This window comes from Blautia sp. AF19-10LB, from assembly GCF_003461245.1.
GTDB classification, from domain to species: domain Bacteria; phylum Bacillota; class Clostridia; order Lachnospirales; family Lachnospiraceae; genus Blautia_A; species Blautia_A intestinihominis.
The window spans coordinates 103495-128987 of sequence record NZ_QTWS01000006.1 but is presented as its reverse complement, the minus strand read 5'-3'; the positions used below and the strand labels follow the sequence as shown (position 1 = coordinate 128987).

General features: G+C 45.2%; 23 protein-coding genes. 19 read left to right on the top strand and 4 right to left on the bottom strand.

Annotated elements, in window-relative coordinates; genetic code table 11:
• Positions 1–13: 13 nt before the first annotated feature.
• The 19 genes from DWX28_RS05735 to DWX28_RS05645 all read left to right on the top strand — a co-directional run bounded on the left by DWX28_RS05735 (position 14) and on the right by DWX28_RS05645 (position 21490).
• The gene (locus DWX28_RS05735) at positions 14–2386 is read left to right on the top strand and encodes a ribonucleoside triphosphate reductase (RefSeq protein WP_022215402.1); all 2373 of its coding nucleotides are present in this window, start codon (positions 14–16) and stop codon (positions 2384–2386) included.
• A gap of 114 nt (positions 2387–2500) precedes the next feature.
• Positions 2501–2920, top strand: coding sequence for an ACT domain-containing protein (locus DWX28_RS05730; protein ID WP_022215401.1), 420 nt, complete (start codon positions 2501–2503; stop codon positions 2918–2920).
• Between the two features lie 8 nt (positions 2921–2928).
• Positions 2929–3636: an AzlC family ABC transporter permease gene (locus DWX28_RS05725; protein WP_118252112.1), complete on the top strand. Its 708-nt coding sequence runs from the start codon at positions 2929–2931 to the stop codon at positions 3634–3636.
• Positions 3637–3640: 4 nt separating this feature from the next.
• Positions 3641–3961, top strand: a complete 321-nt coding sequence (locus DWX28_RS05720) for an AzlD domain-containing protein (RefSeq protein WP_022215399.1) — start codon at positions 3641–3643, stop codon at positions 3959–3961.
• A 174-nt stretch (positions 3962–4135) separates the two neighbouring features.
• Positions 4136–4900 (top strand): YveK family protein, encoded by a 765-nt coding sequence (locus DWX28_RS05715; RefSeq protein WP_022215398.1) that lies wholly within the window; start codon positions 4136–4138, stop codon positions 4898–4900.
• Between the two features lie 22 nt (positions 4901–4922).
• Complete coding sequence (locus DWX28_RS05710) at positions 4923–5642, top strand: CpsD/CapB family tyrosine-protein kinase (protein WP_022215397.1); 720 nt, start codon at positions 4923–4925, stop codon at positions 5640–5642.
• A 17-nt stretch (positions 5643–5659) separates the two neighbouring features.
• Entirely contained in the window at positions 5660–6082 is a 423-nt protein-coding gene (locus DWX28_RS05705) for a hypothetical protein (RefSeq protein WP_118252111.1), read from the top strand.
• The gene (locus tag DWX28_RS05700) at positions 6079–7101 is read left to right on the top strand and encodes an LCP family protein (RefSeq protein ID WP_118252110.1); all 1023 of its coding nucleotides are present in this window, start codon (positions 6079–6081) and stop codon (positions 7099–7101) included. The genes DWX28_RS05705 and DWX28_RS05700 overlap by 4 nt, the downstream gene beginning before the upstream one ends.
• A 59-nt stretch (positions 7102–7160) precedes the next feature.
• Positions 7161–7769, top strand: a complete 609-nt coding sequence (locus DWX28_RS05695) for a hypothetical protein (RefSeq protein ID WP_118252109.1) — start codon at positions 7161–7163, stop codon at positions 7767–7769.
• A gap of 251 nt (positions 7770–8020) precedes the next feature.
• Positions 8021–8719, top strand: coding sequence for an ABC transporter ATP-binding protein (locus DWX28_RS05690; RefSeq protein WP_022215394.1), 699 nt, complete (start codon positions 8021–8023; stop codon positions 8717–8719).
• Positions 8720–8731: 12 nt separating this feature from the next.
• A complete protein-coding gene (locus tag DWX28_RS05685; protein WP_118252108.1) occupies positions 8732–11047 on the top strand; it encodes an ABC transporter permease in 2316 nt (771 codons plus the stop codon).
• Between the two features lie 140 nt (positions 11048–11187).
• A complete protein-coding gene (locus DWX28_RS05680) occupies positions 11188–11979 on the top strand; it encodes a shikimate kinase (RefSeq protein WP_118252107.1) in 792 nt (263 codons plus the stop codon).
• Positions 11980–12208: 229 nt separating this feature from the next.
• On the top strand, positions 12209–13339 hold the full coding sequence (locus DWX28_RS05675) for a substrate-binding domain-containing protein (protein ID WP_022215391.1): 1131 nt from the start codon (positions 12209–12211) through the stop codon (positions 13337–13339).
• Between the two features lie 100 nt (positions 13340–13439).
• Complete coding sequence (locus DWX28_RS05670; RefSeq protein WP_118252106.1) at positions 13440–14981, top strand: sugar ABC transporter ATP-binding protein; 1542 nt, start codon at positions 13440–13442, stop codon at positions 14979–14981.
• Positions 14982–15024: 43 nt separating this feature from the next.
• A complete protein-coding gene (locus DWX28_RS05665; protein WP_118252105.1) occupies positions 15025–16182 on the top strand; it encodes an ABC transporter permease subunit in 1158 nt (385 codons plus the stop codon).
• 113 nt (positions 16183–16295) lie between these two features.
• On the top strand, positions 16296–17309 hold the full coding sequence (locus DWX28_RS05660) for a substrate-binding domain-containing protein (protein WP_118252104.1): 1014 nt from the start codon (positions 16296–16298) through the stop codon (positions 17307–17309).
• The gene (locus tag DWX28_RS05655; protein ID WP_118252103.1) at positions 17306–18805 is read left to right on the top strand and encodes a sensor histidine kinase; all 1500 of its coding nucleotides are present in this window, start codon (positions 17306–17308) and stop codon (positions 18803–18805) included. Before DWX28_RS05660 ends, DWX28_RS05655 begins: the two co-directional genes overlap by 4 nt.
• A gap of 28 nt (positions 18806–18833) precedes the next feature.
• Positions 18834–20429 carry a response regulator gene (locus DWX28_RS05650; protein ID WP_022215386.1) on the top strand — a complete coding sequence of 532 codons (1596 nt, stop codon included), beginning with the start codon at positions 18834–18836 and terminating at the stop codon, positions 20427–20429.
• Positions 20426–21490, top strand: a complete 1065-nt coding sequence (locus DWX28_RS05645) for a substrate-binding domain-containing protein (RefSeq protein WP_022215385.1) — start codon at positions 20426–20428, stop codon at positions 21488–21490. The genes DWX28_RS05650 and DWX28_RS05645 overlap by 4 nt, the downstream gene beginning before the upstream one ends.
• A 97-nt stretch (positions 21491–21587) precedes the next feature.
• Here DWX28_RS05645 and DWX28_RS05640 read toward each other — a convergent pair whose 3' ends face one another.
• The 4 genes from DWX28_RS05640 to aroD all read right to left on the bottom strand — a co-directional run bounded on the left by DWX28_RS05640 (position 21588) and on the right by aroD (position 25472).
• Positions 21588–22637 (bottom strand): TRAP transporter substrate-binding protein, encoded by a 1050-nt coding sequence (locus DWX28_RS05640; RefSeq protein ID WP_118252102.1) that lies wholly within the window; start codon positions 22635–22637, stop codon positions 21588–21590.
• 10 nt (positions 22638–22647) lie between these two features.
• Positions 22648–23937 carry a TRAP transporter large permease gene (locus tag DWX28_RS05635; protein WP_022215383.1) on the bottom strand — a complete coding sequence of 430 codons (1290 nt, stop codon included), beginning with the start codon at positions 23935–23937 and terminating at the stop codon, positions 22648–22650.
• A complete protein-coding gene (locus DWX28_RS05630; protein WP_118252101.1) occupies positions 23937–24563 on the bottom strand; it encodes a TRAP transporter small permease in 627 nt (208 codons plus the stop codon). Before DWX28_RS05630 ends, DWX28_RS05635 begins: the two co-directional genes overlap by 1 nt.
• Positions 24564–24710: 147 nt before the next feature.
• Entirely contained in the window at positions 24711–25472 is a 762-nt protein-coding gene (aroD, locus tag DWX28_RS05625; protein WP_118252100.1) for a type I 3-dehydroquinate dehydratase, read from the bottom strand.
• Between the last annotated feature and the right edge of the window lie 21 nt (positions 25473–25493).

Here is a 25493-nt window from a genome sequence, read left to right as displayed (position 1 = left end):
GGTATGGTGTAGCATGTTTCAGGTAGTTAAACGTGACGGAGAGATCGCAGACTTTCAGATGTCCAAGATCACTTCAGCCATTGACAAAGCATTTGACGCAAAAGAAAAAATTTACAGTAAGGATATGATCGATCTTCTCGGACTTCGGGTTACGGCAGACTTTCAGAATAAGATCCAGAACAATAAAGTAACCGTAGAGGACATCCAGGACAGCGTGGAGAACGTACTGATCCAGGCCGGATACAGCGATGTGGCAAAGGCATATATCCTTTATCGCAAACAGAGAGAAAAGATCCGTAATATGAAATCAACGATCCTCGACTACAAAGAAATCGTAGACAGCTATGTTAAGGTCGAGGACTGGCGAGTAAAAGAAAATTCAACAGTAACATATTCCGTCGGAGGTCTGATCTTAAGTAACTCCGGTGCAGTAACAGCCAATTACTGGCTTTCAGAGATCTATGATAACGAGATTGCAGAAGCGCACAGAAATGCAGATATCCACATTCATGATCTGTCCATGCTGACAGGCTACTGTGCAGGATGGTCTCTCAAGCAGCTGATCCAGGAGGGACTTGGCGGAATCGAGGGCAAGATCACATCCGCCCCGGCGAAGCACTTAAGCGTTCTGTGTAACCAGATGGTCAATTTCCTTGGGATCATGCAGAATGAATGGGCAGGAGCACAGGCATTTTCTTCTTTTGATACTTACCTTGCTCCGTTTGTCAAGGCAGACGGACTTGCTTATCCGGAAGTCAAGAAGTGCATTGAATCCTTTGTTTATGGCGTAAATACCCCAAGCCGCTGGGGAACACAGGCACCGTTCTCCAATATCACACTTGACTGGACCGTTCCGGACGACCTCGCAGAGCTTCCGGCGATCGTAGGCGGCAAGGAAATGGACTTCAAGTACAAAGACTGCAAGAAAGAGATGGATATGGTCAACAAGGCATTCATCGAGACAATGATCGAGGGTGATGCCAACGGAAGAGGATTCCAGTATCCGATCCCGACCTATTCCATTACGAAAGATTTTGACTGGTCAGATACAGAGAACAACCGTCTGTTATTTGAAATGACAGCGAAATACGGAACTCCGTATTTTTCAAACTATATCAACAGCGATATGAAACCGAGCGATATCCGCAGCATGTGCTGCCGACTTCGTCTTGACCTTCGTGAACTCCGCAAGAAGAGCGGCGGCTTCTTCGGCTCCGGTGAGAGCACAGGTTCTGTCGGCGTGGTGACGATCAATATGCCGAGGATCGCATACCAGTCCAGGACACCGGAGGAATTTTACCGCAGACTGGACCGCTTGATGGATATTTCCGCGAGATCACTGCATATCAAGCGTGAAGTGATCACGAAACTTCTGAATGAGGGACTGTATCCGTACACCAAGAGATATCTGGGAAGTTTTGACAACCACTTCTCGACAATCGGTCTTGTAGGAATGAATGAAGCTGGTCTGAATGCGAGATGGCTCGGATGCGACATGACTGATGAACGTACTCAGAAATTTACCAAAGAAGTTCTGACACATATGCGTAACCGACTTTCTGATTATCAGGAGGAATATCCGGGAGAACTCTTTAACCTGGAGGCGACTCCGGCAGAGTCCACCGCATACCGTCTGGCAAAACATGACCGTAAACGCTGGCCGGACATCCGTACAGCAGGAAGCAAGGGCGACACACCGTATTACACAAACAGTTCCCATCTTCCGGTCGAATTCAGCTCTGATATCTTTGATGCACTGGATATCCAGGACGAGCTTCAGACGTTGTATACTTCAGGAACTGTATTCCATGGATTCCTCGGAGAGAAACTTCCGGACTGGAAAGCAGCAGCATCTCTGGTACGCAAGATCGCAGAGAACTACAGACTGCCGTATTACACGATCTCACCTACCTACTCCGTATGCAAGGAACATGGCTATCTGAGCGGTGAGCACTTTACCTGTCCGAAATGCGGCAAGAAGGCAGAAGTTTACAGCCGTATTACAGGATACTATCGTCCGGTACAGAACTGGAACGATGGTAAGGCACAGGAATATAAGAACCGTACTTTATATGATGTGATGCATTCTTCACTCAAGAAGGTACACACCAGCATGGTGACAGTGACAGAGGATGATGTCAAAGTAGAACCGGTGGAAACACATAAATACCTGTTTACTACAAGTACCTGTCCGAACTGCCGTATGGCCAAGAAAATGCTGGAAGGCGAAGATCTGGAGATCATTGATGCAGAGAAGAATCCGGACATGGCGCGCCAGTTCGGGATCATGCAGGCACCGACTCTGGTCATCACAGATGGAGAGCATCTTAAGAAATATGTGAATGCATCCAATATCCAGAAATATGTGGATGAAGAATTAGACTAAAATATCAGACCGTCAGGAGCACAAGAAATGTTTCTGACGGTTTACTTTTTGTATAAAGGTGAGTATAATGAAAAAAGTTAGTATATTTATACATACAGGACGAGGAGAGAGAAAATGATCAAACAGAATATCGTATTCATCGAAAACAAAGCAGGAAGCCTTCAGAAAGTAACAGGTCTCCTCAAAGAAGCAGGAATTGACATCTATGGATTTGCATGTTTTGATGCACCGGAATTTGCACTGTTCCGTATGGTGACAGACAAAGCAGATGAGGCAGAGAAGATCCTTACAGAGAATGGATATATGAACCGTGTGACAGAGGTCATTGCCGTAGACATCAAGGATGAAGTCGGCGGACTGAATGCTGTTCTTGAAGTTCTCGGAAACTGCAATGTAAACCTTGATTATATTTATACATCTTATCATAGAGGAAACAGTCTTCCGATCATGATCCTTCAGACAGACGATGTTTTTGTCACAGAAAACGTACTGACCAACAATGGCTTCCGTGTACTGAACAGTCTGGAGGGCTAAAAATCATCATGAACAGCACAGCTTTTAAGAAGGGACTCCATGACGGAGTCCCCATTGGTCTGGGATACTTTGCGGTATCCTTTACTTTTGGTATGATGGCGGTTGCAGGCGGGATCTCAATCGCCGCCGCCGTACTGATCTCACTGACAAACCTTACTTCAGCGGGACAGTTTGCAGGGATCGGGATTATTTTTGCTTCGGGATCTCTGTGGGAGATGGCACTGACACAGCTTGTTATCAACTTGAGATATTGTCTGATGTCATTCTCACTTTCCCAGAAACTGGAACGAGGTGTTTCTACAGGGCACAGACTGGCTGTTGCTTTTGGTGTGACGGATGAGATCTTTGGTGTCAGTGCCAGCCAGGAGGGGCGTGTCAGCCCATGGTACAACTATGGTGTGATGGCAGTTGCGATTCCAGGATGGACACTGGGTACTCTGGTCGGGGCAGTCTCAGGAAATCTTCTGCCGGATTTCCTGGTCAGTGCACTGAGCGTGGCAATCTATGGAATGTTCCTCGCAGTCATCATACCGCCGGCAAAGAAAAACAGAGCGATATTAGGTGTTGTGATCGGAGCAATGGCAGTCAGCACCATCTTTGCAGTTGTTCCGGTCCTGAATAAAGTTTCTGCCGGATTTGTGATCATCATTACAACCGTACTGGTAGCCGGAATCGCAGCATATTTCTGCCCGGTCCCGGAAGAGAAGGAGGCGTAGAGAGATGAAGCCAAATATATATGTTTATATCCTGGTCATGGCAGGTGTTACCTACCTGATCCGTATGCTTCCATTGGTCCTTTTTAAGAAGGAGATCACAAGCCCGTTTGTAAAATCTTTCTTATATTATGTGCCATATGCCTGTCTTGCTGCGATGACTTTCCCGGCGATCCTGACAGCGACTGCAGGAGGAATCCTTTCCGGTGTGGTAGGACTTGTCGTGGCACTGATTGTCGCGTATAAGGAAAAGAGCCTTCTGACGGTGGCATTATTCGCATGTGCGGCGGTGTTTATTGCAGAAAGAATCATGGGATTTGTGATGTGAACAGGGAGAATGTACAGGGAAAAAGACACATTCTGCAAGATATCTGGAAGTTTTGTTGATTGACACTTCTCAGGGCGTATGGTAGTATGATAAATGCATATATTACGATGTTACGCTGAAGATAGTATAGGATATAAGCTGCAGCGTAATAAAACAGAGGAAGGAAATTATACGATGTTAGAGAATTTGAATTCGTATCTTGATGATCCGATTGACGGAAACAAACAGGATGATGAGGTAGAGATTGATCTGCTTGAGATTTTTAATGTGTTAAAATCCAAATTCCTGATTCTTCTGACAGCAGGTCTGCTGGTTGGCTGTCTCTGCGGATTATTCACGAAATTTGTAATGACTCCGGTATATACCTCTACATCAAGCATTCTGGTTCTGTCCAAGGAGACAACACTTACTTCTCTTGCTGATATTCAGCTGGGAACCAGTCTGACAAGTGATTACACCGTACTGATCAAGTGTACACCTGTTCTTGAACAGGTAATCAAGAACCTGGATCTGGATATGGATTCTGATGCTCTGAGAAAAAATATTTCCATAGAGAATCCATCCGACAGCCGTATTCTGGAGATTTCTGTACAGAATACAGATCCGGAGCAGGCAAAGAAGATCGTAGATGAGATCGCTAATGTAGCATCCAATTACATTGGAGATAAGATGGAGGTTATTCCGCCTAAGATCATTGAGATTGGTAAGATCCCGGCAGTTCAGTCTTCACCAAGCATGAAGAAGAATGTCGTAATGGGATTTATCCTTGGCGTGGTAGCAGCAGCAGCAATCGTAGTTGTGATCACAATTATGGATGATACTCTGAAATCAGAAGATGATATTGCGAAATATCTCGGCATTTCTGTTCTTGCAGTAGTTCCGGACAGAAAGGACTACGTCCACTACAAAGGCAAGAAACGCAGGAAAAAAAGACACTGATTTGGATGGAGGAATCTTATAAATGAGGAAAATTGCAATAAAAGATATCAGAAAGCAGGATTATTTCTATACAGAAGCAATCAAGACTCTTCGTACCAACATCCAGCTTTCAGGAAAGAGTATCAAGACGATCATGGTCAGTAGCTGCTTTCCGAATGAGGGGAAGAGCGATATTGTCCTTAGTATAGCTCAGGAGTTAAGCAGTATTGGCAAGAAAGCGCTTATTATAGACGGAGATATCCGTAAGTCTGATTTTGCGATCCGTCTGGGAGTTGAAGAGGAAGTAGTTGGGCTGTCTCAGTTCCTCAGTGGACAGGCAGAGGTCAAGGATCTTATTTATTCAACCAGTTACCCGAATTTACATATTATTTTCGGAGGACCGATTGCACCGAACCCGTCAGGCCTTCTCAGTGAGGATCTGTTCCGGACATTCATGAAGGAAATTCGGAATTATTATGATTATATCATTGTAGATACACCTCCGATCGGAAGTGTAATCGATGCAGCGGTAATTGCGAGATACTGTGATGGTGGGATTTTTGTCATTGAACCTGGTGTCGTAAGCTATAAGCTTGCACAGAAGTGCATCAAACAGCTTGAGAAGAGTGGATGCCGTATTCTTGGGGCAGTAATGAATAAAGTTGACACCAAGAAGGATAAGTATTATTCTTCCTATTATAAACATTATGGTGGCTATTATCAGAAACTGGCAACATCAGAACAGACAGAAAAAACACAATAAAAGAAAGCAGGTTAGAAGTGAGCTGGAACAGTAGAAGAAATAGTAAATTTACAAATATTATTCTGGTGATCATTTGTATTGCGTTGATTGTGGTTCTTGGAGGACTGTTACTGACAAACCGCAAGGAAATGAAGCAGGAATCAGAACGTCTGCAGAAACTGTCAGAGAAGCAGGAGACAGGAATTGACAATTATGAAACTGTAAAGGAACATGCGTCTGAACTCAAAGAAGAAGCAGGTGAAGAAGACAGCACAGGAACTGCTGATACTTCCAAACAGAAGCAGGAAGCAGCGACAAATAAAGCGAAATCTTCGGATACTGATAAGACTTCAGAGGAAGACAAGACTTCTGATACAGACAAATCTTCAGAGTCCAAGGACAGTGAGACACAGAATGCTGATAAGAGTAATACAGCGTCCGGGGACAGTGAAAAGAAATGAAGACTAAGAGAAGAAGATCTCAGAGACAGAGTAGAGCAAGGATTGTGATTGTTGTCATTGTGATTATTCTGGTGGCAGCATTGTGTGTTGGATATTTTCTGTGGAAGCAGACACAGGGAGTTGTGAAGACCAGTACAGGTGCCAGTCAGGGGGAAACGGTCAGTTCATCAGACCAGAGTACTGTTGAGTATGAAGGAGCGACGTACCGTTACAATGATCATCTGAGCAATTACCTATTTATGGGAATTGATTCAACAGAAGAAGTCAGTGAGATGGAGAGTCAGTTGGATGCCGGACAGGCGGATTCTATTTATTTAGTATCTCTGGATCGGGCGACTGAGCAGGTGCAGGTACTTTCCATTCCACGTGACACAATTACAGAGATTGAGGTTTTTAACCCGTCAGGAATAAGTCTGGGAATGACGGACAACCATATTAACTTGCAGTATGCCTATGGAGATGGTAAGGAAGAAAGCTGTGAACTGATGAAAACAGCAGTTTCGAATCTTCTTCATGGTCTTCCGATTCAGGGATATTATTCTATGAACATCAGCGGTATCTCCGAGATTGGGAAGCTTGTAGGTGATGTGGAGATCGTTGTACCGGATGACAGTCTGGAAGAATACGATCCTTATTTCAAAGAAGGAGCAACCGTAGTTATCAATGGCGATAATGTAGAAGAATTTTTGCGTTATCGAGATTCGGGCAAGAGTCAGAGTGCACTGGTTCGCCAGCAGCGGCAGAAGACCTATCTGAAGGCTCTGATCCCGAAACTTCAGGAGAAGACACAGACAGATTCCTCTTTTGTGGGTAATATGCTGAATGATATCCAGCCTTATACCGTAACAAATATGGGAAATGATGTGTTTGTCAAACTCCTGAATGCAGCAGGAAACAGTACACTGGAAACACAGACTGTTCCTGGTGAGGGCGTAGAAGGGGAATATTATGACGAGTATCATGTAGATGATGATGCACTTTACAAACTGGTTCTTTCTATGTTTTATAATAAGTTGTAAGAGATAGTTAGCACGTAAGTACTATTATCTAAATAAAAATCCCAAAGGAGAGATGAAAGATGAAGCTCAAAAAACGTATCATGGCATGTGTTGTTGCAGCAGCAGTAGTAGTTACTTCTGCAGTTACTGCAATGGCAGCAGGAAGTATCGACAAGACTGGTAAAGCAGACGGTTACAAAGTTGCAGTTGTAGATACAACTACACCTATTTACCAGGAAATTTCCAAAACTTACACAGTTCTTCCGGGCGCAGTTGTTGATGTAAACAAAGGCACAGATGTAATGAAAGATTTCATCGCAGCAGCAAAAGAAGAAACAACTGCAAACGCTAATCTGACAGAAGATCAGAAAGCAAATCTCTTAGAGATCGCTGAAAAACTTGAAGGAACAGAATTCGTAACAGCATTCTACTCCCTGACAGAAGATGAGAACTCTGATGTAACTATCGAAAAAACAGAGGATGGTAAATACAAAGTAACTCTTACTGTTCAGAACCTTACAAAAGACTTAACAGGACTCAAAGTTCTGGCTTACAATGCAAAAACAGGACTCTGGGAAATCGTTGAGATTCCGGCAGAAGATATCGATTTAGAGAACCACACAGTTACAATCACTCTGGAAGACATTTCTCTGTTCTCCATCATCTCTGATGCTCCGGCAGCTAAATAATTAGTTCAGAGGTTTCATATTAATGAAGTGAATTCAATCCCCTTGGATGACCGTAATCGGTTGTCTGAGGGGATTATTTTTTGTATTACATATCTCAAAAGAAGAACTGGTGGTGCAAAAGTTGCCTGAATTCAGCACTATTGAGAAAGTTTTTCATAATAAACTCCACAAGTTGACAACCTGGATAGTTTAAACTAACATAATAGTAACAGTGTTATACCACTATAACAGAGTATGAAAAGGAGACTATTATGTTTTTGGAAATAAGGGATATCAGGAAATCATTTGGCTCCGGGGACAGCAGGGTAGATGTCCTCAAGGGTCTGGATCTGGATATTGAAAAAGGAGAATTTTGTGTGCTTCTGGGTCCATCCGGTTCCGGCAAATCCACGCTTCTGAATATCATTGGCGGGATCGAGAGCGTAGATGCAGGAAGCATTTCCATTGAAGGTGAGAAACTGGCAGATATGAAAGAAAAGAAACTTTCCCAGTACAGGCGGAAGCATCTGGGATACATCTTTCAGATGTATAATCTGATACCGAATCTGACTGTCCGTGAAAATATCGAAGTTGGGGCATATTTGAGTGACCGGGCACTGGATGTGGACGAGCTTCTGCATACACTTGGACTCTATGAGCACCAGAGGAAACTTCCGAACCAGCTTTCCGGCGGACAGCAGCAGAGAACTGCGATTGGACGTGCCATCGTAAAGAATCCGGATATCCTGCTCTGTGATGAGCCTACAGGAGCACTGGATTACAATACTTCCAAGGAGATCCTGAAACTGATCGAGACTGTTAATCAGAAATACGGCAATACCGTCATCATGGTAACGCACAACGATGCGATCAAGGATATGGCAGACCGTGTAGTTAAACTGCGTGATGGCATGATACGTAAGAATTATCAGAATGAACATAAGATCCCGGCAATGGATCTTGACTGGTAAGGAGGCGGTATCATGAAAAATCCTCTGAGAAAAAGGATCCCCCGTGAACTCAAAGGGGAATTCGGCAAATATCTGGTCGTGTTTATCCTGATGGTTACGACGATCGGAATGGTATCCGGTTTCCTGGTTGCAGATGGCAGTATGATCCAGGCATACAATGAGGGATTTGAAAAATACAACATCGAAGATGGAAACTTCCGCACCGGAGAGCGGCTGTACCGTGGACAGCGCGAAGCGATCGAAGAAAAAGGCGTCAAAGTCTATGAGAACTATTATATAGAAGATACTCTCACCAATGGCAGTACGATGCGTTTCTTCAAGAACCGTACAGATGTCAACAAAGTCTGCCTGATGGACGGCAAGCTGGCAGAAAAAACAGGCGAGATCGCAATCGACCGTATGTATGCGGATAACAATGACCTGAAGATCGGAGATACGCTGGAGGATGGAACAAAATCCTGGACGGTCACAGGGCTCGTTGCACTTTCCGATTACAGCTGCCTGTTTCAGAACAACAGCGACACAATGTTTGATGCGGTAAAATTTGGCGTTGGTCTGGTAACGGAGGAAGAGTTTGACACTCTCGATCAGGACAAACTCCAGTATAACTATGCCTGGACTTACAATGAAAAGCCACAGAGCGAGATTGAGGAAAAAGATGTTTCCGAAGATCTGATGAAGGCAATGGGAAAAGTAGTCACACTGGAAAATTTTGTTCCACAGTATCAGAATCAGGCGATCATTTTTACCGGTGACGATATGGGAAGCGATAAGGCAATGATGGTCATGCTTCTGTATATCATCATTGTGATCATGGCATTTGTATTTGGCATCACAACCAGCAATACGATCGCCAAAGAGGCCGGTGTCATCGGAACACTCCGGGCATCCGGTTATACCAGAGGCGAGCTGGCCCAGCATTATATGACACTTCCTGTCATTGTGACACTCATCGGTGCACTGATCGGAAATATTCTGGGATATACGGCGTTCAAAGATGTCTGCGCCGGTATGTATTATGGAAGCTACAGCCTTCCGACTTATGTGACGATCTGGAATGCAGAAGCGTTTCTTCTGACAACTGTGGTTCCTGTGGTGATCATGTTTGTGGTCAACTATGCAATCCTGCATCATAAGCTGAAGCTTTCCCCGCTCAAATTCCTTCGAAGGGATCTGTCCACCAGAAAACAGAAAAGAGCCCTTTATTTAAGCTCGAAACTCAAGATCTTCCACAGATTTCGTCTGCGTGTGATCTTCCAGAATATCAGCAACTATCTGGTGCTTTTTGTGGGAATCGTTTTTGCAAACCTGCTTCTGATGTTCGGGCTTCTGCTTCCGTCCGCACTGGATCATTATCAGATGGAGATCCAGAACAATATGCTGGCAAAATACCAGTATATGTTGTCTGTGCCGGTCAGTGTGATGGGAGGCAGCAATAAACTGGAAAGTATGCTGGACATGCTTCTTTTTTCACGTGATACGGAAACGGATAATGAAGATGCGGAAGAATTCAGTGCCTATTCACTGAATACGCTTCCGGGCAAATATAAGAGCGAAGAAGTGTCTCTTTATGGCATTCATGATGACAGTAAGTATATCGATGCGGATTTTTCGGATGGAGTTTATATCTCACAGGCATATGCAGATAAGTTTTTGCTGAAGCCGGGAGACACGATCACCCTCAAAGAAAAATATGAAGATGATGAGTATACATTCGGAATCGGCGGGATCTATGATTACAATGGAGGTCTCTGTATCTTTATGCCGCAGGATGAACTGAATCAGATGTTTGATCTGGGAGATGATTATTTCAGTGGCTATTTCAGCAACTCAGAGATTACGGATATCGACAGCAGCTACATTGGTTCCGTGATAGATCTGGATGCATTGACAAAGATTTCCAGACAGCTGAATGTATCAATGGGAAGCATGATGGGGCTGGTCAACGGCTTTGCGATCGCAATCTATATGATCCTGATCTATCTCCTGTCCAAGATCATCATCGAAAAAAACGCACAGTCCATCTCCATGACAAAGATCCTTGGTTACACGAACGGAGAGATCAGCAGGCTGTACATCATGTCCACATCGATCGTAGTCATCCTGTGCCTTCTCATCAGTCTGCCGATCGAGGCGACCGTGATGGAAGTCCTGTTCAGGGAAATGATGCTGCAGAGTATTTCCGGCTGGATTGCCTTATGGATCGACCCGATGATCTATGTGCAGATGTTTGCAGCAGGATTTGTGACCTATGGTATCGTTGCGCTGCTGGAATACAGAAGGATCCGCAAAGTTCCTATGGGCGAAGCTCTCAAAAATGCAGAATAAACTGGAATAAAATTCGCACTTCATATTGTTAAAGCGTTAAATAGCTGTTATAATAAAAGGACGAAATTGTTCACGGAAAAGAATTCCATTTTGCAGAATATAGAATAGATAACAGAGGTGAACGGAAAAGAGGAAACGATATGAGCCAGTTAGATGTACTTAGAGAGAGCCTGGGACAGTGTGACGAGATCCTTCTGGATGCACTGCTCATGCGTAACAGAATTGTAGAGGATATCATGGTTTACAAGGAAGCCAACGATATCCCGATCCTCCAGCCGGAGCAGGAGGCAAAACAGAAGGAATGGCTTGCCAGAAGAATGGAAGGCAAGCGTCATAAGAACGAAGTAGACGCAGTATTTGAGGAGATCACCAGAAACAGCAAGAAGATCCAGGCACGTAAACTGTTTGATTACAATATCGTGCTGATCGGTTTCATGGGAGCCGGCAAATCTACAATCTCTGATTTTCTCCGGACAGTTTTTGCCATGGAAGTTGTTGAGATGGATCAGATCATCGCGGAGAGAGAGGGAATGTCCATCTCCGATATCTTCGAGACCTATGGAGAAGAATACTTCCGCAATCTGGAGACAGAACTGCTGATCGAGATGCAGTCCAGGAAAAACGTTGTCATCTCCTGCGGCGGTGGTGTTCCGATGAGAGAGCGCAACGTTGTTGAGATGAAGAAGAACGGACGTGTCGTTCTCCTTACCGCAAAACCGGAGACAATCCTGAACCGTGTCAAGGACAATCACGACAGACCGCTCCTTGAGGGCAACAAAAACGTTGATTTCATCGCAGACCTGATGGAGAAACGCCGCGAGAAATACGAAGCTGCTTCTGACATCGTGATCGAGACAGATGGCAAGGACAAGCTGGAGATCTGCGAAGAACTCGTACACAGCCTCCGCGCCCTGGATGCAGAGAGTAAATAAGGCAGCAAAATAGCATACAACTCCCTGTCAATAGCATAATTTTACTATCATTTATAAAGATTTTACTAAAATATCCAGATGAGTCCCATCTGGATATTTTTTTCGCAAAAATTGAAAGGTGCATCAAAAAACAGTCCATTTTGTTTAATATATCCATATGGTATTATAATCTCATCAAAAAGCTATACGAAATAGCTAATAAGAACGAATAAAAAATGGGAGGTTTCTTATGAAGAAAAAATTAGTTTTAGCGATGGCAGCAGCAATGGCAATCACATCCTGTGCAGTTCCTGCATTTGCTTCTGATGATGCAGCAGGCGGCGGAAAGATCGGAATTTCCATGCCGACACAGTCTCTGGAGCGTTGGAACAGAGATGGTTCTTATCTGGAAGAACAGTTCAAAGCAGCTGGCTATGATGTAGAGCTGACATACTCCGACAACGAAACAGACCGTCAGGTAAATGATATCCAGAACCTGATCTCCGATGGAGTTGACCTTCTGGTAGTTGCAGCTATCGATGGTGAAGCACTTAACACAGTTATGGATGAAGCTAAAGATGCTGGAATCCCGGTTATTTCTTATGACCGTCTGATCAAATCCGATGCAGTTTCCTACTATATTTCCTTCGATAACTACACAGTAGGTACTCTTCAGGGACAGTACGTAATCGATACTCTGGATCTTGACAATGCAGGTGACAAAACTTACAACATCGAGTTCACAGCAGGTGACCCGGCAGATAACAACGCTGGATACTTCTTCAACGGTGCTTACGATACTCTGAAACCTTATCTGGATGCAGGAACATTAAACGTAGTTTCCGGACAGACAGATTTCGACTCTGTTGCAACAGCTCAGTGGGATACACAGACAGCTCTCGAAAGAATGCAGAACATCCTCGCTTCCTACTATGCAGACGGAACACAGCTTGATGTAGCTCTTTGCTCCAATGACTCTACAGCACTTGGTGTTACACAGGCGATCGAGTCTGACTATGCAGGCAAAAATGACGTTCTGATCACAGGACAGGACGGTGACGAAGCAAACCTTGCAAACATCGTTGACGGAAAACAGTCCATGACCGTTTACAAAGCAGTTGCAAACGAAGCAGTCGTAACACTTGACCTTGCAGAAGCAATGCTGAAAGGTGACACAATTGATGAATCTCTGATCACAAACTCTGGCTGGGATTTCGATTGTGCATATGATACAGAATCCTATGAAACATCTGATGGAAACAAATGCCCATCCTTCCTGCTTGTTCCTACAGTTGTAACCAAAGACAACATGAAAGAAGAACTTGTTGACACAGGATACTACACACAGGACGATGACGGATACCTTCATCCAGCAGGCTGATACTTCCGCAGAGCCAGTAACTATCAACAAAAAACATAGAACTTGAATTAAATGGGCGGGGTGAATGCCCCGCCCGATCTTTTTGAAAGGGGGCGCCATTTTGGCAGACAATATTTTAGTAATGGATCACATTACGAAGGAGTTCCCCGGTGTCAAAGCTCTGGACAATGTAAATCTTGAGGTCCAGCGAGGAGAGATTCACGCGCTGATCGGTGAAAACGGTGCGGGAAAATCCACACTGATGAACGTATTAAGTGGTCAGTATCCATATGGAAGTTATACAGGTACCGTTACCTATGAAGGCGAGGAATGTAAGTTTAAAAACCTGAACGACAGTGAAGCGAAAGGTATCGTCATTATTCATCAGGAACTTGCACTGATTCCGTTGCTTTCTATCGGAGAGAATATGTTTCTCGGAAACGAGATTAAGAATAAAAGAGGTAGCATTGACTGGGACAAAACATACAGTGAAGCAGAAAAACACATGGCTCAGGTTGGACTCCATGAATCTGCACAGACGCTGATCAAAGATATCGGAACAGGTAAACAGCAGCTGGTAGAGATCGCCAAGGCATTTTCCAAGAAGGTTAAACTTCTGATCCTGGATGAGCCTACCTCTTCTCTGAATGATGAAGATGCCAAGATGCTTCTGGATCTTCTGATGGAATTCAAGAAAAACGGTCTTACCTCTATCATCATCACACATAAACTGAATGAGATCATCTATTGTGCAGACCGCTGTACGATCATCCGAGATGGTACAACGATCGAAACACTGACAAAGGGCGTAGATGACTTAAGCGAAGACCGTATCATCAAAGGTATGGTTGGCCGTTCCATGGATGACCGTTATCCGGCCAGAAAGCATAACATCAGCAAAGATGTCATGCTGGAAGTAAAGAACTGGACCGTACATCATCCGCTTTATCCGGAAAAAGTCGTAGATAACAATATTTCCTGTAAAGTACATAAAGGCGAGGTTATTGGTTTCTCCGGACTGCAGGGTGCAGGACGTACTGAGTTTGCAATGTCCGTATTCGGAAAGAGCTACGGAAGCAACATCAGTGGTGAACTCTATATCAAGGGAGAAAAAGTAAACCTCAAGAATCCGCGTGATGCGATCCGTCATGGTCTTGCCTATGTAACAGAAGATCGTAAGACAAACGGTGTGATCCTCGGAGAATCTATTCGATTTAATACAACGCTTGCACGACTTTCCAAAGTCTGTGAAAAGGGCGTGATCAACACAGATCTGGAAGTGCACCTGGCTGATGAGATGACAAAGGAAATGGGAACCAAGACTCCTTCCAATGAGCAGAAGATCGGCAACCTTTCCGGTGGTAACCAGCAGAAAGCACTTCTCGGCAAATGGATGTTTACAGAACCGGATATCCTGATTCTGGATGAGCCGACACGAGGCATCGATGTAGGTGCAAAATACGATATCTATTGCCTGATCAACAAAATGGTAGAAGATGGAAAATCAGTTATCATGATCTCATCCGAAATGCCGGAGCTTCTTGGTATGTGTGACCGTATCTACGTTATGAGTGAGGGCCGTCTGGCAGGCGAACTCAGTGCCGAAGAGGCAACACAGGAACGTATTATGGCTTCGATCATGCAGGAGCAGAATAAGAAATAAGGTCGAAACGTGAATTCGATTCTACCGGGAAAGGGGTAAAAAAATGAAGTTTAATGTAAAAGATTTCTTAAGAAAATATACAATGGTCATTGCACTGGTAGTTGTATTTATCCTGTTCTGTGGCCTGACAGATGGAAGACTTCTGTATGCACAGAATATGTCAAACCTGATGCTTCAGAATGGTTACGTTCTGGTTCTTGCATGTGGTATGTTGTTATGTATCCTGACAGGTGGTAACATCGACCTTTCTGTAGGTGCTGTTATCTGTATGGTCGGCGGTCTTGCAGCCGTCATGATCGGTAACAAAGGAATGAACCCATATCTTACCATTATCATCTGCCTCGTTGTAGGTCTTCTGGTAGGTGTATGGCAGGGTTACTGGATCGGTTACAAACGTATCCCTCCATTTATCACAACACTTGCAGGTATGTTCATCTTCCGTGGATTTGGACGTCTGATCCTGGACAACAAGACTGTTTCTATCCAGGACAAAGGTTTCCTGAATGTATTTACATCCTACATCAACATTCCTGGACTTGACGACACAGCAAACTATTCTGCACTGATCGTTGGTATCGTAGTTGCAGTTTATGTGATCTTCAACGTAGTTCGTTCCAGAGCAAACAAAGCAAAAAGAGGATATCGCCAGAACACAGCATTTTCTGATTACAGCAAAGCAGTCATCATCGCAGCAGTTATCCTCTGGTACTGCTACAAACTGTTCCAGTACAAAGGTATCTCCATCATGTTCATATGGGTTGTTGCAATCTGCCTGATCTACAACTTCATCACATCCAGAACAGCATTTGGACGTTACTTCTACGCAATCGGCGGTAACGAGAAAGCTACACAGCTTTCCGGTATTGATACAAACAAAGTTTACTTCATCGCGTATGCAAACATGGGACTTCTTGCAGGTCTTGCAGGTCTTCTTTGTGCAGCACGTGTAGGTTCTGTAAACGGTAGTACAGGTACATCCTTCGAGATGGATGCGATCGGTTCCTGTTTCATCGGTGGTGCTTCCGCATACGGCGGCAGCGGTACTGTAGGCGGTGTAGTGATCGGTGCTCTTCTCCTCGGTGTCATCAACATGGGTATGTCCATCATGGGTATCGGTGATTCCTGGCAGTACGTAGTAAAAGGTGCCGTACTTCTTATCGCAGTTGTATTTGATGTATTATCCAACAGAAAGAACGGCTGATCGATCTGATCAGATTAACAAGAGGAGTCATTGTGCAAAAGCAATGGCTCCTTTTGCAATGCTGTCATAATTGTGTTACAATATGAAAAAATACAAAGGAATTATGATGAATTATGAAAAAATTTACACTGACAGTTTTTTGCATACTGGCAGGATGCATCTTTTTTCTGTCAGGGATCTGGGTCTACTTTCAGAAATCCATGGATAAGGTGGATCTGGGCGAAGGAGAATATGCAGCGAGTTATCAGAAGCACTATCTGATGATCTCCAATGACAAAGATACCCTGATGTGGCAGTCCATCTACCAAAGCGCCAGCGAAACTGCCAAAGAAGCCGATGCCTACGTCGAACTTCTTTCACCGGAACAGATGAAGAATTACACACAGGAAGACTGTCTGCGGATCGGGATCGCATCTCACGTTGACGGGATCATTCTTGAAGCAGACGGAAGCAAGGCCGAGCAGAAACTGATCGAGGAGGCTGCCCGCGAGGGAATCCCGGTTGTCACGATCCTTACAGACGATTCTGCATGCCGCAGGATCAGCTTTGTCGGTCTGAACAGTTATGAGATGGGAAGTGCTTATACTGACCAGATAGCAGGAATGCTGAATGAAAAAGGGACCACACAGATCCTGTTTCTTTCGACTTCCAGTTCCAAGACACAGGAGACCAATCTTGTTTACTACCAGGTAAAAAAAGAACTGGAATCCAGGAAAAAAACAGGCCAGTCTGTCAATCTGTCAGAGTACTGTGTGGATAGCAGTGCAGATTTTGACACGGAAGAATTTGTCCGGGATATGTTTGTAAATGAGGAAAGTCTGCCGGATGTCCTGGTATGCATGGATGAAGTCGTGACGGAATGCGTATATCAGGCCCTGGTCGATTATAACCAGGTTGGAAATGTCAAGGTGATCGGTTACTATTATTCCGATGTGATTCTGAATGCGATCGACAAGGGGATCCTGTCCTCCACGATCGCGATGGATATGGATGAAGTAGGAAAATACAGTGTCAACGCACTGGAAGAGTATTTATCTCTTGGGCACAGCAACGGATATTACAGTGTAAATCAGCATGTGATCACAAAGGATAACACCGATGAGTACAGAACGGAGGGCGAAAAATGACAGAAAAAAAGGACACCCCTTCCGTAAATAATTCCATACAGACCAGACTGAGCGGAGTCATGCTCATGGTGCTTGTCTTTGCACTCGGGATCAATTTCTTTATTTTCAGTCAGATCCAGAATGCCGTTACCAGGATCGATGCGGTCTTTTCCAGCAATGTCGATGTGAATGAGCTTTCGGAAGCACTGGAACTTGTTGAGAACACAGTCTATGAATACCTGAATACAAAAAGTACCGAGACACTGGAAAACTATTACCGTTATGACCAGAATTACAAAAATCTGATCGAAGATCTCAACGACAAAAACATGGACAGCGAAGTAAAGATGCTCGAAAAAAACATCCGCAGGATGTCCGAGAGTTATCTGGATCAGACAAATGAGACAGTTCAGGCGAAGCGAGGAAGAAATGTAGAGAAATACAAGACTTCCTACGAAACAGAAAATCAGCTCTATGAATATATCAACACTTACATATACAAATTAAATAATTTGCGCTTTAAGACAAACTCAGCAAATTATCAGTTATTACTGTCATCGATGAATGTGCTGTACAGACTCTGCCTGATCGTACTGATCGTCGTCTATGTGGTTGGGCTTGCAGTGACGGTCCTTCTGGTGCGGAATATGATCCGCCCGCTGACCGCTCTTTCCAATACGGCACATGAGGTTGCAAAAGGAAATCTCGATGTTCCGCAGCTTCCTATTGTTATGGATGATGAAGTTGGAGTCGTGACGAGAAGTTTTAACCAGATGCTGGAGAGCATCCGCGAGAACATCGACCAGCTCAAGGAAAGCATGGAGCGGCAGGCGCAGATGAAGGAACGAGAGCTTATGATGGAGGCACACCTTAAGGAAGCACAGCTGAAGTTCCTTCAGGCGCAGATCAATCCGCATTTTCTGTTCAATTCCCTGAATGCAGGTGCACAGCTTGCGATGATGGGAGATGCGGACAAGACAGGTATATTTCTGGAAAAAATGGCGGATTTTTTCCGGTATAATGTGCGCAAGATGGAAGAAGATGCGATGCTCTGGGAGGAGATCGAGGCGGTAGATAATTATATCTATATCCTGAATGTGCGCTTTGCCGGAGATATTGTATATATCCGGGAAATAGATGAAGACATCGAAAACATCCGCATTCCAAGCATGATCCTTCAGCCGCTGGTAGAAAATGCCGTCCAGCATGGAATCCATGACTGCATGGAGACGGGACGCATTGTGATGTCTATCCACAGAAACCAGGATATGATCTATATCACGGTCAGCGACAATGGTGCGGGAATGACGGAAGAAATGATCGCGAAGGTTATGGAAGGAAGAGCAGTGCAGGATGAAGAAAACCGCTATTCTACAGGAATCGCGGTACATAATGTCATAGAAAGACTGAAGCTGTATTACAAACAGGAAGGACTTATGACGATCGAGAGTGACGGACCTGGAACCGGAACGAAAGTTCATATTGTCATTCCGATGGAAAAAGAGGAACTGGAGTAGCATAAGAAAGTGGAGGGGAAACAAAACAATGTATCGTATATTGGTAGCAGATGACGAGGGAATTATGCTGGAAGCTTTCAAAAGTGTGATATCCAGTACATTTGGGGACAGCTGTATCACAGAAACTGCCAAGACAGGAAGAGCAGTGACAGAAAAAGCAGAAACTTTTCATCCGGACATTGTCTTTATGGACATTCATATGCCGGGAATCAACGGGATCCAGGCAATGCGGGAAATACGAAAATTCAATACGACAGCACTTTTTTATGTAGTATCTGCTTATGACAAGTTTGATTATGCAAAAGAGGCGATCGATCTTGGCGTGGAGCGTTATCTGACAAAGCCGATCTCCAAGGCAAAGATCATCTCCGCGGTGGAAGAAGCCATCGAGAAGGTGGATAAGAAGAGAAATCAGAGAAGCAACCTGTTGAAGATCCAGGAAAAACTGGAAACGGTCATCCCTGTTGTGGAAAACAGCTTTGTAGGAAGCCTTTTGTTCCAGCAGGAGGAACAGACAGCAGACTACTACCGGCAGCTTCTGGATATCGAGGAAAAACAGGGCTATGTCATGGTCATCCAGTTTGGCCAGTCGTATGAAAATGGTAGGCTGATAAGCCCTGTCGGAATGAATGTGAAAGCACAGAGTTTTTATGATGAGCTGAGGGATGTGGTGAAATCCTCTTTTTCCTGTGCAGTGGGATCGGTGATGTCAAACCGTATTCCGGTGATCGTGCCGTGCAGCCTGCCTGAGAATCCATATGAAGAAAGGATCGACCTCGTGGAACAGGCGAGAAATCTTGTGTCAAGGCTGGAAAACAGGATCGATGCCAGATTTCGTATCGGACTTGGCAGGATCAGACCTATGCGGGAATTGGAGCGCTCTTACCGTGAAGCACTCCGCGCGCTGAACGGAAGCAAGAGCAGAGTGATCCATATCGAGGACCTTTCGCAGAACGGTGTTTATGATGAGGAGTTTCCTGTTGATATGGAGAAACGGATCTTCCGTTATCTTGGTGATGGGGACGAAAAGAAATGTGTACAGGAGCTGAATACGTTCTTTGACTGGATGCTGGAACATTACGCGGAGGATATGAACAACATCCGTCTGAAGGTTCTGGAATACATTATCTGGGGCGAAAAGATCGCTTTTGAGGCAGGTGCTGTCAACTATGGATTCAGCTACAGGCGGGATTATCTGGATGTAGCGATGGCATGCAGCGGTTACGAAGAACTCAGAAGCTGGTTTCTGGATAAGATGGTCAACATCTGTCGTTCCATCCGTGATCAGAAAGAGGAACAGTCGAATTCCGCTGTCAAAAAGGCAATGCTCTACATCCAGGAAAATTTCAGCAAGGACATTTCACTGGATGAAGTTTCCGGTCAGGTAAATATCAGCCCTTATTATTTCAGCAAGATCTTCAAGGAGGAAACGGGCGAGAACTTCATTGAATATCTCACCAGGATCCGAATAGAAAAAGCGAAAGAATTCCTGAAACAGCCGGAAGTCAGCGTCAAAGAAGCCGGCGTAAAGAGCGGCTATACAGACCCGAACTATTTCAGCAGGATCTTTAAGAAGCAGACAGACATGACTCCAAGTGAATTCAAGACGAGGTACGGAAAATGAAAAAGAAAAGAGGGATAGCTCTTCTTATAACTGCCCTGATGTTTGTTCTTTGCGTGACAGGATGCGGAACACAGAAAATTGAGACAACAAAAAAAGAAACAACAGAAGAAAAGAAACTCCAGATCGGACTCAGTTTTGATTCCTTTGTGATCGAGAGATGGCTTCGCGACCGGGATATGTTCGTATCTACGGCACAGGGGCTTGGGGCAGAAGTAAATGTCCAGGTGGCAGGCGGTGATGTGGATGAACAGATCTCACAGATCGAATACTTTATCCAGAAGGAAATGGACGTGATCGTGATCATCCCGATCGACGGAGAGGCTCTGTATGATGTGGTAAAAGAAGCGAAGGACAAGGGGATCAAAGTAGTCTGCTATGACCGGATGATCGCAAATGTGGATGCAGACCTCTATATCACGATCGACAATGAGATGGTAGGAACCCTGATGGGAGAGGCTTTGGTCGAGGCATGCCCGGACGGTGGAAATATCTTCGCGATCAACGGTTCTCCTACGGACAAAAATGTAGAGGAGGTAGAACTTGGTTTCCGTAAGGCTCTGAAAGGAAGCAAACTCAAGATCGTCTATACAGGATACTGTGATAACTGGCTCGCTGAGATGGCAGCAACGCATGTAAACAAAGGCCTTGAGGTGACAGACGACATTGTGGGCGTGATGTGCGGCAATGATGATCTGGCAAGCCAGGCAGTCAAAGTCCTGGCAGAAAACCGTCTCGCAGGACAGGTGGCACTGGTTGCGCAGGATGCAGACCTGGCAGCCTGCCAGCGGATTGTAGAGGGGACACAGACCATGACAGTCTACAAACCGATCGAGCAGGAGGCAAGCACAGCGGCGATCCTCGCAGTGGCACTCGGAAACGGTACAGACATTACCTCAAAAGACTGTGAGATCCCGGTCACAGAGACCACAGATGACGGTTCCGGCGAGATCCCATATTACAAGATCACACCGATCGCAGTGACTGCAGAAAACATGGACGAAGTCATCGTGGATGGAGGATTCCATTCAAAAGAAGATGTATATCTGAATGTAAAAGAATAAAAGAGATGTAATAAGAAAAGGAACCTCGTACAGCGCTTTGGAACAGGCTGTGCGGGGTTCCTTTTTGAATGCTTTGATTTAGATGACCGGCAGAAAGTTACTGCTCGATCCCTTCCATATAGGAATTATAGATATCGGGATTGATCTTTTCCCTGATGGAATCGTAAACGCCCTGAGAAGCCTCGCGGATCTCTTTGCGTGTCTCATCAGAAAGTTTGATGATCTGTGTTCCGCTGTCCTCGATCACGGCGACTTTGTCTGCGATTCTGGCATCGGACTGTTCTCTTGCGTATTCTGTGGCAAGCTGGGCAGCCTCTGTCATGATCTCCTGTTCATCCTCCGGAAGATCCTTGAAGAAATCGTCATTGACGATCAGGGAGATCAGATGCGGAAGATGGTTGGTTTCTACAACATAATCCTGCTGTTCATAGAGATTGTTGGAAACGATGACCTCGCATGGGTTTTCCTGTGCATCGATGGTGTGCTGCTGCAGGCCGATGTACACTTCGCTGAAACTCATCGGGGTTGGGTTTGCACCAAGCGCTTTCCAGAAAGCAAGATGGTAGCTGTTTTCCATGGTACGGATCTTCTGGCCTTTAAAGTCTGCAAGGCTGTTGACCGGTTTGTTTGTACTCATAACACGGAAGCCCTGGTCTGCCATACCAAGAAGATGATAGCCGCCTTCGGTATAGACGTCGCTGATCAGGCTGTTGAACTGTGGATCGTCGATCTTTTTACGGCAGTCATCCAGAGAATCGAATACGCACGGAAGGTCAAATACAGCAAGGTCGCTCATGAAGGAAACCTGAGGTGCAGTATTCTGAACGACAAACGGAATGTCGCCGTCTGCACAGGTCTCCAGAAGGTCACGGTCACCGCCGAGGGTGGAGTTTGCGTAAACCTGAATCTTCATTTTGCCGTTGCTTAAGTCTGAGACTTCTTCTGCAAACTTCTCGGCGAAGATCTGTGTTACGGTATCCTCCGGGCTGGCGGTTGCCAGCGGCCAGGAATAACGCTGTACTTCTTCATCGGAAGAGCCGCAGCCGGTAAGAGCAACGCTCAGGATTCCAGCTGCAGCCAGTACCGGGACTGTACGGAGGATACGACGGATTTTTTTGTCTGAATTATAAGTAGTAAATTTTTTCATCTTTCTCCTCCTATAAGATTCCAATTGAGATCGCCGGAATAAAAGTGATCAGAAGAAGGGCGATCAGGAAGAATACGATCATTGGCATGGCTTTTTTGGCGATTGCCATGACTGGAACATCGGTAAGGGAACTTGCAACGAACAGATTGACTCCAATTGGAGGAGTAACAAATCCGATGGCAAGGTTTACAACCATGATCACACCAAACTGGATCGGGTCCATACCGATCGCCTGCACGATAGGGAGCAGAATCGGTGTAAGGATCAGGATTGCCGGTGTGGTATCCATAACCATTCCGACAATCAGGAGGAACAGGTTGATGATCAGCAGGATCGCAACCGGGCTGTGGAAGTTGTTCAGGATAAATTCACTGACTGTCTGTGGAACCTGCATCAGAGTCAGGACTCTGGAGAATGCAGTGGAAGCAGCCAGGATGAAGAGGATTGGGGTGAAAGTACGGATCGCTTCCACCAGGATTCCCCAGATATCGCGGATATGGATGCTCTTGTATACAAAAAGGCTGATGATCAGTGCATAAAATACAGAGATAACAGCGGCTTCTGTCGGAGAAGCGACACCGCTGTAGATACATCCAAGGATGATGACCGGGCTCAAGAGAGCGAAGAAGCTTTCTTTGAGCACTTTCAGAAGTCCTTTGTCATGAAGCTCCTGAACTTCGGCATGGATCTTGGCTTTGTCCTCGCCGTAGCGTTTGCAGTGATAGATCGCATAGATCATGAGCAGGGCTCCGATCATGAGGCCAGGGACGATTCCGGCAAGGAACAGGTCGCTGACGGAAGCACCGGATGCCATACCGTACATGATGAACGGGATACTCGGAGGGATGATAACCCCCAGGCCTCCGGCAACGGCAACGATTGCAGTGGAAAATGTCAGGTCATATCCCAGATTGGTAAGGATCGGGATGGTCATACTTCCTACGGCTGCAACAGTAGCCGGAGCAGATCCGGAGATTGCACCGTAGAAAAGGCAGGTTACGATAACGGCACACGGCATTCCTGCTGTGAATTTACCAAGAAAGTAAGCGAAAACATCGAATAATTTCTTGGAGATGCCGCCTTTTGCCATGATGATACCGGACAATACGAACATTGGGACGGCGAGCAGCGGAAAAGAATCCAGACCGCCGAACATCGCACGGATCAGATATTTGGCACCTACCGTAAAGGAAGGATCACAGATGGAAGGAAGAACAGATGTAATTCCCAGTGTGATCGATACCGGAACAGCGATGACCAGTAATAAAACAAAAATGATAAATAAAACAACGACTGGCATTAGTGTTCCTCCTCATTTGAATTCTTGATGGTGTTGATACGGTTGTCAATTCCTGCACCGATGGCCTGTTCAGCAGGAGATTCTGCATTTGCCTGGATGAAGGACTCTGGTGTGTTGCGCTCCGGGTGAGCCGGGTCAAAGACATTTTCACCTCTTGCTACGCGGAACTCGATGATCCAGCGCTGCAGGACGCGGAATGCGACCAGGATGAAAGATATGAACGGAGCCGCCTGAATGTAATACATCGGGATGCCGCAGGCCGGGGAAAGCTGTCCGCTGTGCACAGAAGACATCATATAGGACCAGGCAAACGGGATCATGTAGATAAAGAAGATGAGTTCGAAGGTGTGGTTCACAACCTTGAAGATCGCCTTGCCTCTGCGTGGGAAAATTGCAACAAACTGTTCGATCTTGATCGACAGGCATTTCTTGCTGCAGTAGCTGACGCTCAAAAAGCCGCACCAGATAAACAGGTATCTGGTGAGTTCCTCAGACCAGGACAGGGACATTCCAAGAACGTATCGGCATAATATCTGAATACCCATGATCAGTGTCATGGCGATCAGAAAAATGACCAGAATAAATTCTTCGAGGTTTTCGTCCAGCCAGTGAAGTGTTTTTTTCATGGATGACCTCCCTTAAAAGTAAATATAGATGCTTTTCCACAATAACTGTTTAATGCTTTACAGTTATAAAAACGCCGGTATTTCTATTGTAAATAAAAATACCGGTGTTTTCAAGAAGTAAATATTATATAATGCGATTTGGCTATATTACATAGCGTTATGAAGAAGTCCAAGGACTGTGTTCAGATCGTTTACTCCCATCTGTCCCGGTGCGGATGCTTTCTTTGCTGCACCAAAAGTCATGGAAGAACCAAATACTTCACCGCAGAGACGGCTGATAACGCCGGTGCCCGCCATGGACATTGTGATGATCGGTCTGTCTGCATAGTCTGTAGCCATTTCCTCTGTTGCAGTCAGAAGTGTGAGAACGTCTTTCTTGTTCTGTGGCATAACTGCAATTTTCGGAATGTCTGCGTTCATGTCCTGCATCTTGCGGAGACGATAGATGATATCTGCTTTTGCAGGAGTCTTGAAGAAGTCGTGGTTGGAAGCGATAACCTTAACGCCTGCTGCGTGAGCACCGTCGATGATCTTCTTAACAATCTCATCACCTGTGAAGATTTCTACGTCGATCAGATCTACATATCCAGTCTGAGCTGCTTTGATGTTGAGTTCTGCATAAGCTTCCGGCTCGATCGCTTTCTCGCCGCCTTCTTTGGAAGTACGGAATGTCATAAGAAGCGGGATGTTTCCAAGAGCCTCACGGAGGTCCTTGAGTACATCTTCAACTTTAGCAAAATCAAAAACGCCTTCAAACCAGTCTACACGCCATTCAACAACATCAACCGGAATAGAATCAAAGGTTTTTGCTTCTTCGATGATGTCTTCTTTTGTAACACCAACGATAGGAACGATAATCTTCGGTGCGCCTGCGCCGATCTCGATATCACGGATTTTTACTGTATTCATGATTTGGGTCCTTTCTATTTA

What these genes read in the sequence shown, in the direction of transcription:
- DWX28_RS05665 (WP_118252105.1), top strand. Translation starts at nt 15,025, where the DNA reads ATGAAGTTTAATGTAAAAGATTTCTTAAGAAAATATACAATGGTCATT.
- aroD (WP_118252100.1), bottom strand. Translation starts at nt 25,472, where the DNA reads ATGAATACAGTAAAAATCCGTGATATCGAGATCGGCGCAGGCGCACCG.
- DWX28_RS05720 (WP_022215399.1), top strand. Translation starts at nt 3,641, where the DNA reads ATGAAGCCAAATATATATGTTTATATCCTGGTCATGGCAGGTGTTACC.
- DWX28_RS05725 (WP_118252112.1), top strand. Translation starts at nt 2,929, where the DNA reads ATGAACAGCACAGCTTTTAAGAAGGGACTCCATGACGGAGTCCCCATT.
- DWX28_RS05715 (WP_022215398.1), top strand. Translation starts at nt 4,136, where the DNA reads ATGTTAGAGAATTTGAATTCGTATCTTGATGATCCGATTGACGGAAAC.
- DWX28_RS05640 (WP_118252102.1), bottom strand. Translation starts at nt 22,637, where the DNA reads ATGAAAAAATTTACTACTTATAATTCAGACAAAAAAATCCGTCGTATC.
- DWX28_RS05650 (WP_022215386.1), top strand. Translation starts at nt 18,834, where the DNA reads ATGTATCGTATATTGGTAGCAGATGACGAGGGAATTATGCTGGAAGCT.
- DWX28_RS05645 (WP_022215385.1), top strand. Translation starts at nt 20,426, where the DNA reads ATGAAAAAGAAAAGAGGGATAGCTCTTCTTATAACTGCCCTGATGTTT.
- DWX28_RS05680 (WP_118252107.1), top strand. Translation starts at nt 11,188, where the DNA reads ATGAGCCAGTTAGATGTACTTAGAGAGAGCCTGGGACAGTGTGACGAG.
- DWX28_RS05730 (WP_022215401.1), top strand. Translation starts at nt 2,501, where the DNA reads ATGATCAAACAGAATATCGTATTCATCGAAAACAAAGCAGGAAGCCTT.
- DWX28_RS05695 (WP_118252109.1), top strand. Translation starts at nt 7,161, where the DNA reads ATGAAGCTCAAAAAACGTATCATGGCATGTGTTGTTGCAGCAGCAGTA.
- DWX28_RS05655 (WP_118252103.1), top strand. Translation starts at nt 17,306, where the DNA reads ATGACAGAAAAAAAGGACACCCCTTCCGTAAATAATTCCATACAGACC.
- DWX28_RS05635 (WP_022215383.1), bottom strand. Translation starts at nt 23,937, where the DNA reads ATGCCAGTCGTTGTTTTATTTATCATTTTTGTTTTATTACTGGTCATC.
- DWX28_RS05675 (WP_022215391.1), top strand. Translation starts at nt 12,209, where the DNA reads ATGAAGAAAAAATTAGTTTTAGCGATGGCAGCAGCAATGGCAATCACA.
- DWX28_RS05630 (WP_118252101.1), bottom strand. Translation starts at nt 24,563, where the DNA reads ATGAAAAAAACACTTCACTGGCTGGACGAAAACCTCGAAGAATTTATT.
- DWX28_RS05700 (WP_118252110.1), top strand. Translation starts at nt 6,079, where the DNA reads ATGAAGACTAAGAGAAGAAGATCTCAGAGACAGAGTAGAGCAAGGATT.
- DWX28_RS05735 (WP_022215402.1), top strand. Translation starts at nt 14, where the DNA reads ATGTTTCAGGTAGTTAAACGTGACGGAGAGATCGCAGACTTTCAGATG.
- DWX28_RS05690 (WP_022215394.1), top strand. Translation starts at nt 8,021, where the DNA reads ATGTTTTTGGAAATAAGGGATATCAGGAAATCATTTGGCTCCGGGGAC.
- DWX28_RS05710 (WP_022215397.1), top strand. Translation starts at nt 4,923, where the DNA reads ATGAGGAAAATTGCAATAAAAGATATCAGAAAGCAGGATTATTTCTAT.
- DWX28_RS05660 (WP_118252104.1), top strand. Translation starts at nt 16,296, where the DNA reads ATGAAAAAATTTACACTGACAGTTTTTTGCATACTGGCAGGATGCATC.
- DWX28_RS05685 (WP_118252108.1), top strand. Translation starts at nt 8,732, where the DNA reads ATGAAAAATCCTCTGAGAAAAAGGATCCCCCGTGAACTCAAAGGGGAA.